At 52.4% G+C, this 16,067-nt stretch carries 14 protein-coding genes; 9 read left to right on the forward strand and 5 right to left on the reverse strand.

The features are described from left to right. Nucleotides 1–37 precede the first annotated feature (37 nt). The 5 genes from PGL02S_RS24965 to PGL02S_RS24985 all read left to right on the forward strand — a co-directional run bounded on the left by PGL02S_RS24965 (nt 38) and on the right by PGL02S_RS24985 (nt 8,667). Nucleotides 38–1,849: a sensor histidine kinase gene (locus tag PGL02S_RS24965; RefSeq protein WP_036640856.1), complete on the forward strand. Its 1,812-nt coding sequence runs from the start codon at nt 38–40 to the stop codon at nt 1,847–1,849. Further along, nucleotides 1,842–3,464: a response regulator transcription factor gene (locus PGL02S_RS24970; RefSeq protein WP_036640854.1), complete on the forward strand. Its 1,623-nt coding sequence runs from the start codon at nt 1,842–1,844 to the stop codon at nt 3,462–3,464. The genes PGL02S_RS24965 and PGL02S_RS24970 overlap by 8 nt, the downstream gene beginning before the upstream one ends. A gap of 78 nt (nt 3,465–3,542) precedes the next feature. Continuing rightward, on the forward strand, nt 3,543–5,513 hold the full coding sequence (locus PGL02S_RS24975) for a heparinase II/III family protein (RefSeq protein WP_036640852.1): 1,971 nt from the start codon (nt 3,543–3,545) through the stop codon (nt 5,511–5,513). Between the two features lie 18 nt (nt 5,514–5,531). Then, complete coding sequence (locus tag PGL02S_RS24980; RefSeq protein ID WP_036640849.1) at nt 5,532–6,668, forward strand: YyaL domain-containing protein; 1,137 nt, start codon at nt 5,532–5,534, stop codon at nt 6,666–6,668. Between the two features lie 79 nt (nt 6,669–6,747). Further along, nucleotides 6,748–8,667 (forward strand): DUF2264 domain-containing protein, encoded by a 1,920-nt coding sequence (locus PGL02S_RS24985; RefSeq protein WP_036640848.1) that lies wholly within the window; start codon nt 6,748–6,750, stop codon nt 8,665–8,667. Between the two features lie 153 nt (nt 8,668–8,820). Here the strand turns inward: PGL02S_RS24985 and PGL02S_RS24990 are convergent, their stop codons facing one another. Then, entirely contained in the window at nt 8,821–9,528 is a 708-nt protein-coding gene (locus PGL02S_RS24990) for a hypothetical protein (RefSeq protein ID WP_036640846.1), read from the reverse strand. A 286-nt stretch (nt 9,529–9,814) separates the two neighbouring features. Between PGL02S_RS24990 and ilvA the strand changes: the two genes are divergently transcribed. Further along, nucleotides 9,815–11,083 carry a threonine ammonia-lyase IlvA gene (gene ilvA, locus PGL02S_RS24995; RefSeq protein WP_036640844.1) on the forward strand — a complete coding sequence of 423 codons (1,269 nt, stop codon included), beginning with the start codon at nt 9,815–9,817 and terminating at the stop codon, nt 11,081–11,083. 153 nt (nt 11,084–11,236) lie between these two features. Here the strand turns inward: ilvA and PGL02S_RS25000 are convergent, their stop codons facing one another. The 3 genes from PGL02S_RS25000 to PGL02S_RS25010 form a co-directional block, all read right to left on the reverse strand. Continuing rightward, entirely contained in the window at nt 11,237–12,178 is a 942-nt protein-coding gene (locus tag PGL02S_RS25000; RefSeq protein WP_036640842.1) for a hypothetical protein, read from the reverse strand. Between the two features lie 126 nt (nt 12,179–12,304). After that, complete coding sequence (locus tag PGL02S_RS25005; RefSeq protein WP_036640928.1) at nt 12,305–12,967, reverse strand: DUF1129 family protein; 663 nt, start codon at nt 12,965–12,967, stop codon at nt 12,305–12,307. A 2-nt stretch (nt 12,968–12,969) separates the two neighbouring features. Further along, on the reverse strand, nt 12,970–13,305 hold the full coding sequence (locus PGL02S_RS25010) for a PadR family transcriptional regulator (protein ID WP_036640841.1): 336 nt from the start codon (nt 13,303–13,305) through the stop codon (nt 12,970–12,972). Nucleotides 13,306–13,608: 303 nt separating this feature from the next. On the opposite strand from PGL02S_RS25010, the gene PGL02S_RS25015 reads away from it, so the two are divergent. The 3 genes from PGL02S_RS25015 to PGL02S_RS25025 all read left to right on the forward strand — a co-directional run bounded on the left by PGL02S_RS25015 (nt 13,609) and on the right by PGL02S_RS25025 (nt 15,770). Beyond that, complete coding sequence (locus tag PGL02S_RS25015; protein ID WP_036640839.1) at nt 13,609–13,860, forward strand: hypothetical protein; 252 nt, start codon at nt 13,609–13,611, stop codon at nt 13,858–13,860. Between the two features lie 228 nt (nt 13,861–14,088). Beyond that, complete coding sequence (locus PGL02S_RS25020; protein WP_036640838.1) at nt 14,089–14,916, forward strand: alpha/beta hydrolase; 828 nt, start codon at nt 14,089–14,091, stop codon at nt 14,914–14,916. A 77-nt stretch (nt 14,917–14,993) separates the two neighbouring features. Continuing rightward, on the forward strand, nt 14,994–15,770 hold the full coding sequence (locus PGL02S_RS25025; RefSeq protein ID WP_036640837.1) for a DODA-type extradiol aromatic ring-opening family dioxygenase: 777 nt from the start codon (nt 14,994–14,996) through the stop codon (nt 15,768–15,770). 111 nt (nt 15,771–15,881) lie between these two features. Here the strand turns inward: PGL02S_RS25025 and PGL02S_RS28570 are convergent. After that, nucleotides 15,882–16,067: hypothetical protein (locus PGL02S_RS28570; protein ID WP_218029255.1), on the reverse strand; the 186-nt coding region annotated here is incomplete at its 5' end.

The following is a 16,067-nucleotide window of genomic DNA, read 5'->3' on the forward strand; positions in this document are numbered from 1 at the left end:
CGTATAGGTAAGGACACTCCGGGCTGAGGTGAAGGATATGCTTGAACGGCTCAAAAGATATGTGCCCAGCTCCATTCGTCATAAGCTGATTCTGGCGTCCGTCATGTGCATTATCGTTCCGGCAATTGTCAGCTTGATTCTGTACAATTCCTTAACGAAGGAAGCTCTGCGGCAGCAGGCAGTATCCAATGCCAATGATGCGCTGCAGCTGGTTCGCGGGTCCGTCACGAACCTGCTCCTGAGCAAGCTCAATATCGCCAACTACATCCAGGTGAATTCCACCTTGAATTCCTATTTCAAGCAGGTGGCTTCCGGCAATGAGGATGAAGACCCGTACCGCCGATTCGTTGAATCGCATCGCGTGCTGGAGCTTCTGGACAGCTTGACGGTGGTGGGCGAGCACAGCTATGTTACCGTGCTGCTGACAAACGGAGCTTATTATATGAATTATTCCGTAAGCGATTACAATCCGCTGGATTACAGGCGGCAGTCCTGGTTCAGGCAGGTCGAGCAGCTGCGGGGACTGGAGTCGCTGTGGACAGGGCCGGAGCCCACGGTGTTCCGTTCCGATCGGATCGATCATCCGAATCAGCTGTCCGTGGTGCGCACCCTTCGGCTTCTGGATTCGGAGGTTTACGGTTATGTTATCGTGACATTCACCGAGGATCAAATCAGCAGGATCTTTAACTCTCTGTCCGAAGGCAGCGATGTGCTGATGATTGATGGACAGGGGAACGTAGTGTCAAGCACGCATCCGGACAGCATCGGCACCCCATTTGCCTACCTGAGCGAGACCGGAACGGCTGAGCCATACTCCATCGTTACGATGGACGGAGAGAAATATTTGATGGTGCAGCAGGACATTCCATCTGCCGGATGGCAGCTTGTAATGATGCAGCCGTACAAATCGGCAATCGTGAACATCAATGCCATTTTCAGCAGGGTGTTTCTGTTTCAGATGGGCTCTTTCCTGGTCTTCTTGCTGCTGCTGATTGCACTGGTCCGGACCTTCACGAAGCCGCTTGTTCGGCTCGGCAAGGTGGTGACGAGTGTGCAGCGCGGCAATTTGGAGGTGCGGTCGAACATCGAAGGCAATGATGAGATCGGCCGTTTGGGGCATCTATTCGATGACATGCTGGACCGGTTCAAGCTGATGATTGCCGAAATATCGGATAACCAGACCCGCAAAAGAAAGGCGGAGCTGAGGATGCTCCAGGCCCAGATTCACCCCCATTTCCTGTTCAACGTCCTCAACTCCATCCGGATGAAGGTTATGAAGCGGGGAGACCCGGACAGCGCCAAGATGATCGGCTCCTTATCGATGCTGCTGCGCATGACAATCAGCCGGGAAGAGGATGAGATTTATCTTCACGAGGAGATCGATCTGATCTCGCATTACGTAGCCCTGATGAATCTCAGGCAGAAGGAGGACGTCCTGCTGGAATTGGATATTGCCGCAGAAGCGTTCCTGTTTAAGGTGCCGCGCTTCTTCCTGCAGCCGATTGTGGAGAATGCGCTGATCCATGGTTTTAATCAGCATGCGGGAACGATTGCCATAACAGCGGTTATGGAGGGCAGGCATATTATATTGAAGGTGAAGGATAACGGGATCGGCATGGAGGCCGCGACAAGGGAGTCCATCATCCGGAAAATAAGACAAGGAGCAGCAAACGCCTCGATACAAGATAAAGCAGGCAGCGGGAGTTTCTCCCGGATAGGTCTGCAAAATGTGATGGAGCGGATGAGAATGGTGTTTGGCGAGGCTTTTCAGTGCCATGTCTACAGCGAGCCGGGTCAGGGAACGGTGATCGAAATGCATATACCGGAAAGAGGGAATGCCGATGTATAACGTGATGCTGGTAGATGATGATTATCCGGTCATCGAGTTATTATCCGAGACGATATCATGGAATGAGCTGGGTCTGAACCTGATGGGAAGTTATGAGAATGGAATGAGTGCCTGGGAGCATGCCAGGACTCAACCCCCGGACATTCTGATCACCGATATCGGTATGCCCAAGATGAACGGACTTGAGCTGTCTGCACGCATAAAAGAGGTCAAGGCCGATGTCCGAATTGCCATTCTCTCTTGTCATAATGAGTTCCAATATGCCCAGCAGGCTATGCGCCTGAACGTGCAGGATTATCTGCTTAAGGACACGCTGGACCCCGAGGAGCTGGCACAGCTGCTGAGAAGATTCAAGCAGGCGATGGACGAGGAGGTCCAGAAGGGCTGGGAGCGTTCTCGCATGATTCATCTTGTGGACGAATCCCGGGAGCTGCGAAAGGAGCAGAGTTTTAAAAATTTCATTCACCAGCCCCTGCTGTCTCCGGAAAAATGGCAGCATGAGCTGTCGGAGTACGGCGTGCTGCGGCCTGGCCATCATTGTCTTCCCGTTATCGGATACCTGGAGGACGCACGGGATATCAAGCATCGCTTCGCTTCCAACCAGACGCTGCATTTTGCTCTCTCCAACGTGCTGCGCGAGGTGCTGGACGACCTGAATCCGGATGCGGTGCATGTCGGATACGATGCAAAGACTTCATTGCTCTTGTTCTCCTATGCTCCCGGATTGAAAAACAACATATATGATGAAGTCGCCGCATGCCTTCAAGGAGTCCGGGCCACACTTACGAGCGTGCTTCGAATTCGAATGTCGTTTCTGGTTGGTGGCGGATGCGCAAGTCCGGAGGGGCTAAAGCTTGGGCTGAACGAACTGCTGGCTTGCGAGCATCAGCGATTTTATCTGGAACCGGGGGAGGTATCCAAGTCCCTGGGAAGCCGGGAAAAGCCGGGACTTGGCCGAGCATCCGATCCCTTCGTCCATTATGAACAGGCCAGCTCGGAGCTGCGGGAATCACTGCTTAGCAAGGATGCGTTCGATGCAGTCCGCGATACGGCGGATCGATGGATTGCCTGGATTCAAGAAAAGCGGTATGCGCCGGAATTGGTGAAGGACTGGGTCTTGAAGCTCCTGCTGGATATGAAGCTGCGGCTTCATCTTCTGCAATCGCTTTCCCCCGCTTATACGGCAGATGCGCTGCATAAGGAGATTATGGACATGGATTCCTTGAACGAGCTGCGGTCGTGGTTATACGCGCATTTGGAATCCACGGCACAGGCTCTGGGCGGAGGATTTGGAGGCAGCCGAAGATCAGAGGTAGCGGATGCCTGCAAATATGTGTCCCTCCGGCTGGACCGGAGGATCACGCTGGATGAGGTAGCGGGCAGCCTGCATCTGAACCCGAGTTATTTCAGCCGTTTGTTCAAGAAAGAAACCGGCATTACCTTTATCGAATACGTAACCCGGATGAAGATGGAGCGCGCCAAGGATCAGTTGAGACAGACGGACCGCACGGTTGGGGAGATCTGCGAAAGCCTGGCCTATGACAATGTAAGTTATTTCAGCAAAATATTTAAGGCGTATGCGGGCGTAACGCCCATAGAGTACCGGAGTGGTTGATGGCTTAGACAAGCAATCAGATTAACATCTTACGCGAAGCCAATGTTTAACAAGAAAAGAGCAATGGGGGCTTATCTGATGAGCAGGGAGCAGGAGCTGAAATCGGCCGTGACCCGCTGGGCTTCGGTTGATCTACGATTTTATTATCCGAATGGAGACCAGAGGTCATTCTGGGAAGATATCCAGAGCAGCGGGGCTTACGAGGAGGACATTGCCCAGATTCGGCGGGAAGGGGAACGGCTGCTGGCGGAACCGATCCCGCAGCTGACCTATGATTTATTTGTGCGGTTTGCCCGGCAGGGAACGAGACTGGAATACGAGAAGGTCTATTTCGAGCGAAGACGGCGGCTGAATACGTGGGCTCTTCTGACCCTGCTTGAGCCAGGCAAGGAGGAGTATCTGCTGGCACTTCAGGAGATGATCTGGACAATCTGCGATGAGTATACCTGGTGTTTGCCGGCCCATCTGAACGGTGAGTCGTCCGCCAACATCCGAAGCACGATCGATCTGTTTAGTGCAGAGACAGGGTTTACCCTCAGCGAAATCCGCTTGCTGCTGCAGGATCGCTTGCCGCCGCTGCTGATCTCGCGGATGGAGGACGAGGTTGCAAGGCGCCTGTTCACCCCATTTCTCAGCGATGAGTTTGGATGGGAGACCGCAACGCACAATTGGTCTGCCGTCTGTGCGGGCTCCATCGGCTCTGCTGCCCTCCTGATGATGGAAGATACGGGTAAGCTGGAGGAGATTTTGTTGAAGACGGAGCGCTGCATGGCTTATTATCTGCAAGGCTTTGGTGCTGATGGAGCTTGTCTGGAGGGGCTGGGATACTGGAACTATGGGTTCGGTTATTTTGTGTATTATGCCGATTTGCTGCTTAAGCGCAGCCAAGGTGCAATGGATTGGTTCCGTGATGAGAAGGTGAGCCGTATCGCCTTGTTCCAACAACGGTCTTTTTTGGGCGGGAGGGCGGTTGTCAACTTCTCCGACTCGCAGCCGGAAAGCGCGGTACATATCGGCTTGTCTCATTATTTGGCTGGATTATATGAAGACTTCGAGACACCGCCTCCTTCCCTTCGGTCCGCGTACGGTGACGATCATTGCAGCCGCTGGGCTCCGGCTCTGCGCAATCTGATCTGGAGGGACCCCGGGAAGCCGGGAAGCGAATGGGGGGAGGCAAGCTATTACTTGCCGGATGCCCGGTGGCTGATCTCCAGAGTCTCGGATGGAGAGGAGCTCTATGCATTTGCGGCCAAGGGCGGCAGGAATAACGAGCCTCACAACCATAATGATCTTGGTCATTTTATTCTGTATGGTGCGGGAGAGGTGTGGTGCTCGGATCTCGGCTGCGGCGAGTACACGGCGGATTATTTCGGCGATGGACGATACAGTTATGATTGCAACGGCTCACAGGGCCATTCCGTGCCAATTATTGATGGGCATGGCCAGCGCGAGGGCGCGGACAGCGAAGCAGTTGTATTGGAAGCTGCCACCGGGGAAGAGAGGGATGAACTCACGCTGGAGCTGACCTCGGCCTACCGCGCTCCGGTGCTTCGGGAATTCGTCAGGTCCTTGGAGTGGAACAAGCAGGGGGAGAGACCGGTATTAACGCTGCGTGACCGTTTTAATTTTCATTCGCCGCCGGGCAGCCTGGTGGAGCGAATTGTGACAAGGGTACAGCCTGAACTGAAGCAGCTGGATGACTGCTGGATGGTTGTGCTGCGGGCAGCGGGTGCTGATGAGCAGGGGGAGATTAAGGAGCAGGAACAGGTTCAGAGGAAAGAAGAGGCTGCGGAAGAGCTGGCAGCAGATGAACGAACCTGGAAGCGGACAGCCGTTCAAGATTCGGAATGTACCCGGGAGCCGGATCTTTCCATGGACGACAGACCGGGTCTGGCGATCCATTACGATCCCGAGCTGATGGAGCCTGAGCTGAAAGCTTATACGTTCTGTGATCATGATGGCAAGGATGCGGCTTGGTATGCGATTGATTTTAACGTGAAGGACCCGGGCTTGTGCGTGAATATAGGGCTTGGATTTCAATTCATATGAATCGAGGAGTGAAGAGGCATGGGAACAGAAACGGCATTAGATTGGTTGACGGAGGCCTGGGAGAAGGCGCTTGTAAAAACGCAGCGAAATGCAGTGCGGATCGGGGCGGGCTTTCCGCATGCCAGCCAGAACGGGGTTTATCAACTGGAGGCGCCGCATTGGTGGACGGCCGGCTTCTGGCCGGGGATGCTGTGGCTTCTGTACAATGACAGCGGCGATGCGGCATTACGAAGTTTAGCCGAGGAATGCGAGCTCTGTCTGGACGCTGTGCTGAACGAGTATGTGCGTCTGGATCACGATCTTGGCTTTATGTGGATGCTGACCAGCATGGCCTCTTACAAGCTTACCGGCAATGAAGAGTCGAAGATTCGGGCGCTGAAGGCAGCCAACTACCTGGCTGCACGCTTCAACTTGAACGGTCGGTATATTCGGGCCTGGAATCCGTGGTCGGAAGGAGAGGACAATGCAGGTCTTGCCATTATCGACTGCTCCATGAATACCGCGCTGCTGTTCCAGGCATCCGAGATCAGCGGCGATCCGCGCTATCGTCATATTGCCGAAGCACATATGGATACGGTAGTCAGGGATTTTGTCCGTCCTGACGGGTCCGTGTATCATATCATTCGTTACGATCCGGTATCCGGTGAGCGCATCGAAGGCATCGGAGGTCAGGGCTATGCGCCGGAATCTGCCTGGTCCAGAGGGACGGCATGGGCGATTTACGGCTTGACGCTTGCCTACCATCATACTGGTAAGCAGGTTTACCTCGATACAGCTAAAACGGTCGCGCATTTCTTTCTTGCGAACCTGCCGGAAGATTATGTGCCGTTCTGGGATTTCCGGGCACCGGACGAGGCACGCATATACCGGGATTCTTCCGCCGGTGCCTGTGCGGCAAGCGGACTGCTGCTTCTGGCCGACAAGGTAGATCAGGGGCAAGCTGCCTTATACCGGAAGCCTGCGATCCGGATTCTGGAATCGCTGTACCGGGATTACGGCACTTGGGACAACGATGAAGAGGAGGGCTTGATTCTGCACGGCACAAGCCACTACCCGCAAGGTCAGAATGTCGACGTGCCTCTCATTTATGGTGACTTCTTCTTTGTGGAAGGTCTCGCGCGGTTGCGTGAAAAGGGCACCTTTTATTGGGAATAATGGAGATCGAGAAGATGAGATAGGAGAAGCATACGTTTCAGATAGAGGGCCTGGACCGGAAATGGAGTGAGAATTTAATATGAGCATAGAGGCTGTTGGAAATCCCGGGGGTGGTTTTACACATCCGGTTTCCCTGAATCCGCTGAAGACAAGACTGGATGTGCAGGAGGCGCTCTCGCAGCTATTGGAGCCTTTGAAAGGGTGTTACAGTGCGGGGCATTCCAGATTAATCCTTGGCAGCTCAAGTAAGGATGCCTACGCCAATATCGCTGAGATGGAAGGCTTCTCGCGGATACTGTGGGGGCTCGTTCCGGTCATCGCGGGCGGCTCACACGAAGAACTGTGGGAGCTCTGTCTTCAAGGGATACGTTCGGGAACCGATCCGGGACATGCGGAGTATTGGGGGAAGGTGAACGACTATGATCAGCGTCTGGTGGAGATGGCGGTATTCGGATTAGCCTTTGCCCTGGTTCCGGACCGGATTTGGCAGCCGCTGAACGATACGGAGAAGTCGAATCTCTACCAGTGGCTGGATCAGATTAACCATCATCCTTGTCATGATTGCAATTGGCTGTTTTTCCATGTGCTGGTGAATGTCGGCTTCCATAAGGCTGGACTGCCTTACGATGCAGTTCTGTTGGAGAAAAACCTTCAACGGATTGAAGATTTCTATCTGGGTGCTGGCTGGTACAGCGATGGAGTTGGCGGACACTGCGATTACTACGTGCCGTATGCCTTTCATTTCTACGGCCTTGTATATGCAGAGCTGATGGGGGATGAGGATTCTGAACGTGCCCAGAGTTATCGGGAGCGGGCGGCGGTGTTTGCCCGTGATTTTGTCCACTGGTTTACCCCCGATGGGGCGGCTATTCCATACGGACGCAGCCTGACTTACCGATTCGCCCAGTCGGCCTTCTGGTCGGCTGCTGCCTATGCCGGACTGGAAGGGCTGAGTCCGGGAGCGCTGAAGGGGCTTGTCCTGCGAAATCTCAGATGGTGGTTTCAGCAGCCTATTTTTGACCGGGACGGTGTATTAACGGTGGGTTATGCCTACCCGAATCAGATCATGTCCGAGAATTATAATTCGCCAGGCTCCGTGTATTGGTCATTGAAGACGTTTCTAATTCTGGCCTTGCCGGAGGAGCATCCTTTCTGGTTGGCCGAGGAGCTGGAGATGACGGAGACCGAGACGGGGATAGGGACAGGAACAAGGACAGGAAGCATTTCGGTGCAGGAGCCGGCACATCTGGTCATTTGCCGTGAGGAGAAGGCTGGTCATGTGGCAGCTTTTAATACGGGTCATCCCTCTACGAACGAGCATACACATACATCCGCCAAATATGAGAAGTTTGTTTACTCTACCGCCTTTGCATTCAGTGTGCCAAGAGCCGAATGGGGACTATCCCAGGGGGCTTTTGATTCCATGCTGGCCCTTAGCGAGGGTGATCATCTGTTCAGGGTGAAACGCTTGTGCAAGGAGACGCGGATACAGGAGCATGTATTATATGCGAAGTGGAAGCCGTGGAGAGACGTGGAGGTTCAGACGTGGATTGCTGCAGGCCTGCCCTGGCATATCCGTATTCACCGGATCAGCACGGGCAGGACACTGGATGCTGCGGAAGGCGGATTCGCGTTAGGTTTAGGATCTCTGAGCAGCTCCCGGGCGGGAGATGGAGCAGCTTCGGCTTCCGGCACTTTCGGCACCAGCGCCATCTATGGCATGCTCGGTTACGATACGGCAGAGTTCATCTATCCGCAGTCGAATACAAATCTTTTGCATCCCCGGACCGTCATTCCTACGTTAAGGGCGGCGATGGACCCCGGGACGCACTGGCTGATTTCTGCCGTATATGGTGATCCGGGTGGTCCCAGCACTCCCCCCGCCATTGAGGAGCCTTCCATGGAAGACGTGAAAGAAAAGCTGGGCGTCGAGATCTTGCAGCGTCAGATTACAATCACCACGCAGACGGGGAACGTGATCGTGATTCCGATGGACTAACAAGCAGGTGGTCTCCCCCGAACAGGTATGAAGCATGTCAGAATTAATATAGATCATACAGATAGACACGCGAAAGCCGGGGGCATTAGCCCCCGGCTTTCAATATCATGGCCTTCCGCACGGCCTTCCGCCCGCACGAATCATCGCAAGGATTTATTTTGTCAAATAGGAACTGGTCAGAGGAACAAACAGGGAAGTGCCCGGACCTTCATCAACGATCTCCACAAAAATAAAATCGGCAGCCGATACATCGACGTCTACGCCGACCAGGCCATCTTCAGCAGCCAGGGACACCTTCTTGAGCGTTGAGTTGTTGTGGTCCATAATTACGATTTCTTGCGCACCGCCAGTCACGGCCAGCTCGAGATGCAGTTTGGCATATTTTTTACCCGTCATGATCTGGAAGCTGTTGCCTTGTTTGGCCGAATCGGTGTGTAAATAAACGTCTTTATAATCCTTGCCTTTGTAGACCGTATCGCTGGAATCCTTGGTGTGCCAGGCCGATGTCCCCAATACGGAGGCTCCGAGCGAGCTTAATGATAACGGACTGGAGGTTTCGGATGGGGATCCCTGATTGCCGCCAATCAGTACTGAAGAAGTTGCGCTATCATAACGAATGTCGATATCCATCAGATCGCCTACAGCTCGCACAGGCAAGTACGTCGTGCCGTTGTAGGTGATCGGCAGCACGGTTTTGCCGTTTGCGTCTTTCGGCGTTACCACCGTACCGTTTAACTTCAGGGAAATCTTGCTGTTCAAATAGGCTTTGATTGGCTCCAAAGCTGACGACGCCATAGCGCCTGTACCGATCCCCAGCGTGAGCGTACCCGCCAATAACCCAAACAATACTTTCTTCTTCATTTAAAACCCCTCCCAAAATTTAGGTCAACTTTCATACTTTATAGTAGTAAAGTGTCAGGAAGAAGTCAACCTCTTGAAAGGGAAGTCCGATCCTTCATGGACATATCCAGGGTATCGGCTGTACACCGGGTTATACTTGTTGTGAAAATGCCCTTTTTTCCGAAAGCATGTCAGAAAAGGGCGGGATATTTTCATGAAAAGTGATACAATGATAGAAATACGTAACGAAGGGTAGCGGAGGGATATGCGCAAACCTGGCAGCGAAGTGGGAGTGTGATCTTAGAGAATGGAAGAGACGTATACAACAAAACGAACAGTCAGCATGGAGGACATCGTACGCGCACACCACGTGCTTCGCGAAGTGATCGTGCGGACACCGCTGCAGCGGGATGCTGTGCTGTCAGCCAAATATGACTGCGACGTGTACTTGAAGCGCGAAGACTTGCAGGTGGTTCGATCCTTCAAGATCCGAGGCGCTTACAACATGATTCGCAGCTTGACCGAAGAGGAACGAAGCGAGGGCATCGTGTGTGCGAGTGCTGGAAACCATGCGCAAGGGGTGGCTTTCTCCTGTAATGCGCTGAATATTAAAGGCAAAATTTATATGCCAAGCACGACCCCGAATCAGAAGGTGAAACAGGTGAAGCGTTTTGGCGGGGGCAGCGTGGAGGTCATCCTGACAGGCGATACCTTCGACGATGCTTATGCCGAAGCGATCAAGGCTTGCGATGAATTCGGCATGACCTTCATCCATCCGTTTGACGAAGCGAAGATTATCGCGGGCAACGGTACCATCGGCATGGAGGTTATGGAGGAGCTGGATACGCCAGCGGATTATATGTTTGTAACGATTGGCGGCGGCGGTCTTGCTGCAGGGGTTGCAACTTATGTCAAAACCGTAAGCCCAACGACGCAAGTCATTGGCGTTGAACCGCTCGGCGCAGCATCCATGATCGAGTCCAAGAAGCAGGGCGAGGTCGTCACCATGAACGAGATCGACAAGTTTGTGGATGGCGCTGCGGTGAAGCGTGTCGGGCAGCTGACCTACGATATCTGCAACGAGCTGGTTGATGACATTGTGACTGTGCCGGAAGGAAAAGCCTGCACTACCATCCTTGAGCTGTATAACGAGAATGCCATTGTTGTTGAGCCTGCGGGCTCGCTGGCCGTTGCTGCGCTGGATATGAACCGGGACCGCATTAAGGGAAAAACGGTGGTATGCATCATCAGCGGGGGCAATAACGATATTGACCGGATGCAGGAAATCAAGGAGCGTTCCCTGATATACGAAGGATTGAAGCATTACTTCATGATTAACTTCCCGCAGCGTGCAGGGGCGCTTCGCGAGTTTCTGGAGGAAGTGCTTGGTCCGGATGACGATATCGCGCGCTTCGAATACACGAAGAAGCACAACAAGGAAGATGGGCCAGCCCTCGTGGGCATCGAGCTCCTGAGACCGGAGGATTACGGTCCGCTAGTTGAGCGAATGCAGCGCAAGGGATTGGATTATACAGAGCTGAACAAGAACATGAACCTGTTTAATCTGCTGATTTAAACTTCAGAATCAGGCAGCGCCCAGGTGTGATAAAAAAGGCCGGAACCCCTGTTACCATCGGGAGTCCGGCTTTTTTTATATAGTTAACATTTAATAGAATGCTTGCCCTGGTGAATACAGGGCACCGCATTGCATGTTCACCTTCAACTGTTCCTAATCAACGACCGGAACCGCCTTGGCACGGTAATGTTCCACTTCCTGTGTCAGCTTGTCCTTGTTGCTCTCAAGCACATCGGACCAGGCTTTCAGTTTTTTGAGAAGGGCGCTTTTGGATACCGCGTCACTGTTCTTCAGGGCTTTATCGAAGGCTTGCCGCACTTCCGGATCCAGGAGGTTGTCTTCGTATCTAATAAGCGGTGTATTGTTATATCCATAAAACAGGCTTAGTTCGGTAAACCGAAGCTTCAGCTTCATGTCAGCAGCCCGGTTGGATTTGGGATAAGCCGTGAGAAAGGCTTCCAGTGAAAGTCCCCGGTCGATCACTTCGGACCAAGAGATAACCAATGCCGCATCACTGACTGCAGGCTTCTCGGATTCTACGACCATAATATCGATGTATGCCTGAACATCCTTGTTGATGTAGGGTTTGTAAGGCTCCAGCGTTTTATAATCTATAATCGGGAATATCACGCCTTCGGTTGTGTACAGTCGGTAGCCGCTGTCGCGCAGGTTGATCAGCACCTTCCGCAGCGTTTCGTCTTTGGTTTTGCTGATGGTGGTGTTAATCGGCTCCCCGTACTTGTAGAGATTCATCAGCTTATCCTGAATGCCGATTGTATAGACTTTATCGGTTTTTGCAGGGAGCGCATCGTTCATTGCGTTCTCCAGCTTGAGAACCAGCATGGTGGCCTGATACTTGGTCACACTTCCGATATGCTTGGTGATATAAGACTTGGCGTAAGCCACGTCTGAATCCTTCAGCAGTTTATTGGCTTTGTTGTACACCGCATTGCCGAAGGCCGTGGGTTTACTTGAAGCTGCGCTGGAATCAGCTAGAGGTTCAGAAGCGGGTGCTGCGCTTGCGATGACACCGGTCTGGATGGACAGAATAAGTGCAAGGATGGCAGCAATCGCGGATTTTTTGGATTTTGACATATATATTCCTCCCTTACCACACATTACCCTTATCCTATCATCTTCTTCAGAGCCGTAGTTTACAATGTACTAAAAAATATTAAAGATTTTGTTATGCTTCCGTATCGAATTCATGACGAGTTTGTATCATTTGCTCGAAAAAAGAAATTTTGTCCCTGCGATCCCGACCAGGAACAGCACGAGACTGATCCATGGCGCAATCGTGAGTACCGGCAGCAGCCGTCCCAGCCACACGCCAGCTATAAGAATCAACACCGTGATGGCCATATAAATCCCCATGCTGCGCACGTTGATCTTGCGCCGAGCTTCATCGGGCTGAAAGGTATCATTCTTCATCCATCTCATCAATGCGTGGATTAACACGTAAGAGCCCCCGGCAATCAGCACCAGGGTAGAAATTCGCACCTGCGTCATGCGTTCTACCGGTCCGCCTGTCCACGTTGTTATAAATCCGACCAGGGCCTGAACGAAGAAAAACCACGTTAAGGCGATCCACGGAATCATGAGATGGTATTGCAGACGGTTTAAGCCTTTCATTTTGGGCAGCTGCTCGACCAGTTCCTTGCAGTAGGATTCGGGATCGCTGCCGAATACCTCCTCGGCTGTTTTGCCTTTGGCCTGGGCATCCAGCAGATGCTGGGCGATCTCAAGCAGCAATTCCTCGCCTTTTGATTCCTGTACGGAACTGCTGCGAATATATACAACCATGTCCTGATAATAACTCAGATTGTCTGGTTTCATGGCATCCTGGAGCCTGTTGTTTTCCTTGATCATCTGTTTGGTATTCATCATTATTGTCCTCCACGGGCTAGAATATGGTCCACGCTATCTTTAAGCGTTCCCCAATGTTCCTTGAATTGCTTAAGAATGTTTCGGCCTTTGTCGGTGAGATTGTAATATTTGCGGGGTGGCCCGCCGGCTCCGGGCGCAGGTCGGATGGTTCCTTCAATAAGCTGTTCTTTCTGCATGCGAAGGAGCAAAGGATAGATGCTGCCTTCACTTACAAACGTAAGCCCGCTGTCTTCAAGTAATGTACCAAGCTCATATCCATACACCTCCCGATGCTCCATAAGCGAGAGAATGCAGCCTTCGAGAATGCCTTTGAGCATTTGACTGTGGGTGGTCATGAATCCGATGATCCTCCTTTAGGTATATTGTTATGCAAGGCACTGGGTCGCACCAAGATTATTATTCTGAATGTGAAAGACCTCAAAACCCTATGCACCCTGCATAAGGAGTGCTATCTGCCAACTACCTTGTTATGCAATATATCATATCAGCAGCATGCTTGCAATGCAAGGTAGCATGAACAATCCATGTCGTATTCATGAAGCGGGTATAATTCCGTGCCTCCTATTTCACAATAATAAGCATTCTGAATCTATAGACGACTCCCTGCAGGTGCAGGGACAAGAAGGAGGAAATCACAGATGAGCGCTAACTTATATGATGATGAATTAAGCGGGGGAGAATCTATCCCGGCTAACGGGCAATGGGTTGTCGACGGCAGTTCGGTCGAAGAGACGGTAGGCGAGTCAGAAGATGGGTACACTTCCGGCAGCGATGAGCAGGATTCTTCGGCTTCTACCTTATGGGGGAATGAACCGAGCGAGGAAACCTGGATGAATGGTTGGAGCGGACGTGAGGAGACGCATGCCATGTTTCGTCAGAGCTATGAGTAGTGCGGATTTACGTCTTCTTGCGTAGGCTTTAGTCAAGCAGGTAACGGAATCGCTGAATCCATGTGTCTGAGCTAAAGCTCCATATCCAATAGATGTAAACGGCCTCGTTCCCATTGCGTTGACAAATCCCTGATCACGATGCTAAGATAAGTTTAATTAATTCATATTAATCTTATCGGAATTATTAATATTAATGATAAAGGCGCGTTATCGCAAGGAGGAGTCGGCATGGAGCGGCAAATTACAATTCGTCATAATCAAGAGGAGCTTACAGCTACGATACATTATCCGTTAAAAGAAACGGCAGAAGGTGGCAGATGCCAGCGGGTTCCGCTCGTCGTTATCTGCCATGGCTTTGTCGGAAGCCGGATCGGCGTGGATCGGTTGTTTGTCAAGACGGCACGCGAGTTTGCCGAGGATGGATATATGGTGATCCGGTTTGATTATATCGGATGCGGTGAAAGCTCTGGGAATTATGGCAGCGAGGGCCTCGATTCGATGATTGCCCAGACGCGTTCCGTCCTGGATTATGGCCTCAGCTGTGCCGATGTCGATCCTACGCGCATCACGCTTATCGGACACAGCTTGGGCGGCGCGGTGGCCTTGCAAACCGCCGTTCGGGACCGGAGGGTGAAGAATTTGATTCTGTGGTCGGCTGTAGGTTATCCATTCAATGACATCGTCAAAATCACCGGGCGCGACGTCTATGATACCTCCGTTAAGACAGGTTCCGCTGATTATTTGGGATACTCGTTTACACCGGTATTTTTCGATTCCTTGGCTCAAGGCCAGCCATTCCAGGAAGCGATCAAGTTTACGGGCAATGTGCTGGTGGTACACGGTACCTCGGACGAAGTCATCCCGGTGGATTATGCTTTCCTGTATCAGAAGGTGTTCTGGATGCGTCCGGAAGGGCGCTGCGATAAGGAAATCGTGTTCCAGGCGGATCACACCTACTCTGCTGGACCACAGCGGGAGCTGCTCCTTCAGCGGACACGGGATTGGCTGAACGAACAGGAGCATATTCAGCAAGAATGGCAGAACTGGAGTATTTAAGGGAGTTATTTGGCATATTGGGCGGTTTAACGTTACAATAGAGTTGTCCCTTGATTTTGAAGCTGGAGGTGGCATCGATGACGTTACCTGCTTTATTTATTGCCCACGGTTCGCCGATGATGGCCCTGGAGGACAACGAGTACACCCGCTTCCTGGAGCAATTGGGACGGGAGCTGCCTACACCTAGAGGCATAGCGGTATTTTCTGCTCATTGGGATGATCCGGATCAACGGCTGACTGAAGACGCCGAGCATGGCACGATGCATGATTTTTATGGATTTCCGGAGGAGATGTACCAGATCACGTATCCTGCTAAAGGAAGCGTGGAGCTGGCGGCTCAAATCCGTGAACGGTTTTCGGCAAACAATTTGCATGCCAAAGCCGTAACCGGCCGTGGACTGGACCATGGCATATGGGTCATTCTGCGCAAAATGTATCCCGATGCGAATATTCCTGTGGTGGCCTTGTCCGTGGACTCCAAGCGCTCGCCACGCGAACAATATTCCATCGGGACGATGCTGTCCGATCTGCGGGAGGAAGGCATACTGATTATCGGCAGCGGCGGTTTGGTGCATAATCTGCGGATGGTGCACAAGAGTGATGAGCCGGATGCATGGGCGGCTGCGTTCGATGAATGGATCGCAGAGCAGCTGTCAGAATGGAATCTGCACAATCTGTTTGCGTACGACAAAAAAGCGCCTCACGCGAGCGACGCTGTACCCTCCTATGGACGGGAGCATTTTGTTCCTCTGTTCTATGCGATGGGGGCTGCGGATAATGGCCGCAAGGCGAAGCGATTGTTTCAATCTTACCAATATGGCAGTTTGAGTCTGAACTGCTGGTCATTCGAATAATGAGAAGCCGGGCCTGGATGACAGGCTCGGCTTTTGTTGTGTATTGGCGGGATGCTGGGCTGGGAGATGTCTATGTGTGCGAGTCGGATAGATGTCTGTGGGGAGAACCTCTCATGTTGCACCGGACGCAGCGTTACGGTAGGGCCGGGCGGGCCGTGTCGGACCGTACCGTGTCGGGCGGTATCGGGCTGTATCCGACCTCAGATCCGCTATTATTGCTTTTTGCTCGCAGTTGGGTGATCTATCGGACACACGATAGGATCGGGCCGGGCTGTATCTGACCTCAGATCCGCTATT

The organism is Paenibacillus glucanolyticus NBRC 15330 (assembly GCF_004000885.1).
Classification (GTDB): Bacteria; Bacillota; Bacilli; order Paenibacillales; family Paenibacillaceae; genus Paenibacillus_AQ; species Paenibacillus_AQ glucanolyticus.

Coding starts and splice junctions, on each gene's coding strand:
- PGL02S_RS24965 (WP_036640856.1), top strand. CDS start 38: ATGCTTGAACGGCTCAAAAGATATGTGCCCAGCTCCATTCGTCATAAG.
- PGL02S_RS24970 (WP_036640854.1), top strand. CDS start 1,842: ATGTATAACGTGATGCTGGTAGATGATGATTATCCGGTCATCGAGTTA.
- PGL02S_RS24975 (WP_036640852.1), top strand. CDS start 3,543: ATGAGCAGGGAGCAGGAGCTGAAATCGGCCGTGACCCGCTGGGCTTCG.
- PGL02S_RS24980 (WP_036640849.1), top strand. CDS start 5,532: ATGGGAACAGAAACGGCATTAGATTGGTTGACGGAGGCCTGGGAGAAG.
- PGL02S_RS24985 (WP_036640848.1), top strand. CDS start 6,748: ATGAGCATAGAGGCTGTTGGAAATCCCGGGGGTGGTTTTACACATCCG.
- PGL02S_RS24990 (WP_036640846.1), bottom strand. CDS start 9,528: ATGAAGAAGAAAGTATTGTTTGGGTTATTGGCGGGTACGCTCACGCTG.
- ilvA (WP_036640844.1), top strand. CDS start 9,815: ATGGAAGAGACGTATACAACAAAACGAACAGTCAGCATGGAGGACATC.
- PGL02S_RS25000 (WP_036640842.1), bottom strand. CDS start 12,178: ATGTCAAAATCCAAAAAATCCGCGATTGCTGCCATCCTTGCACTTATT.
- PGL02S_RS25005 (WP_036640928.1), bottom strand. CDS start 12,967: ATGAATACCAAACAGATGATCAAGGAAAACAACAGGCTCCAGGATGCC.
- PGL02S_RS25010 (WP_036640841.1), bottom strand. CDS start 13,305: ATGACCACCCACAGTCAAATGCTCAAAGGCATTCTCGAAGGCTGCATT.
- PGL02S_RS25015 (WP_036640839.1), top strand. CDS start 13,609: ATGAGCGCTAACTTATATGATGATGAATTAAGCGGGGGAGAATCTATC.
- PGL02S_RS25020 (WP_036640838.1), top strand. CDS start 14,089: ATGGAGCGGCAAATTACAATTCGTCATAATCAAGAGGAGCTTACAGCT.
- PGL02S_RS25025 (WP_036640837.1), top strand. CDS start 14,994: ATGACGTTACCTGCTTTATTTATTGCCCACGGTTCGCCGATGATGGCC.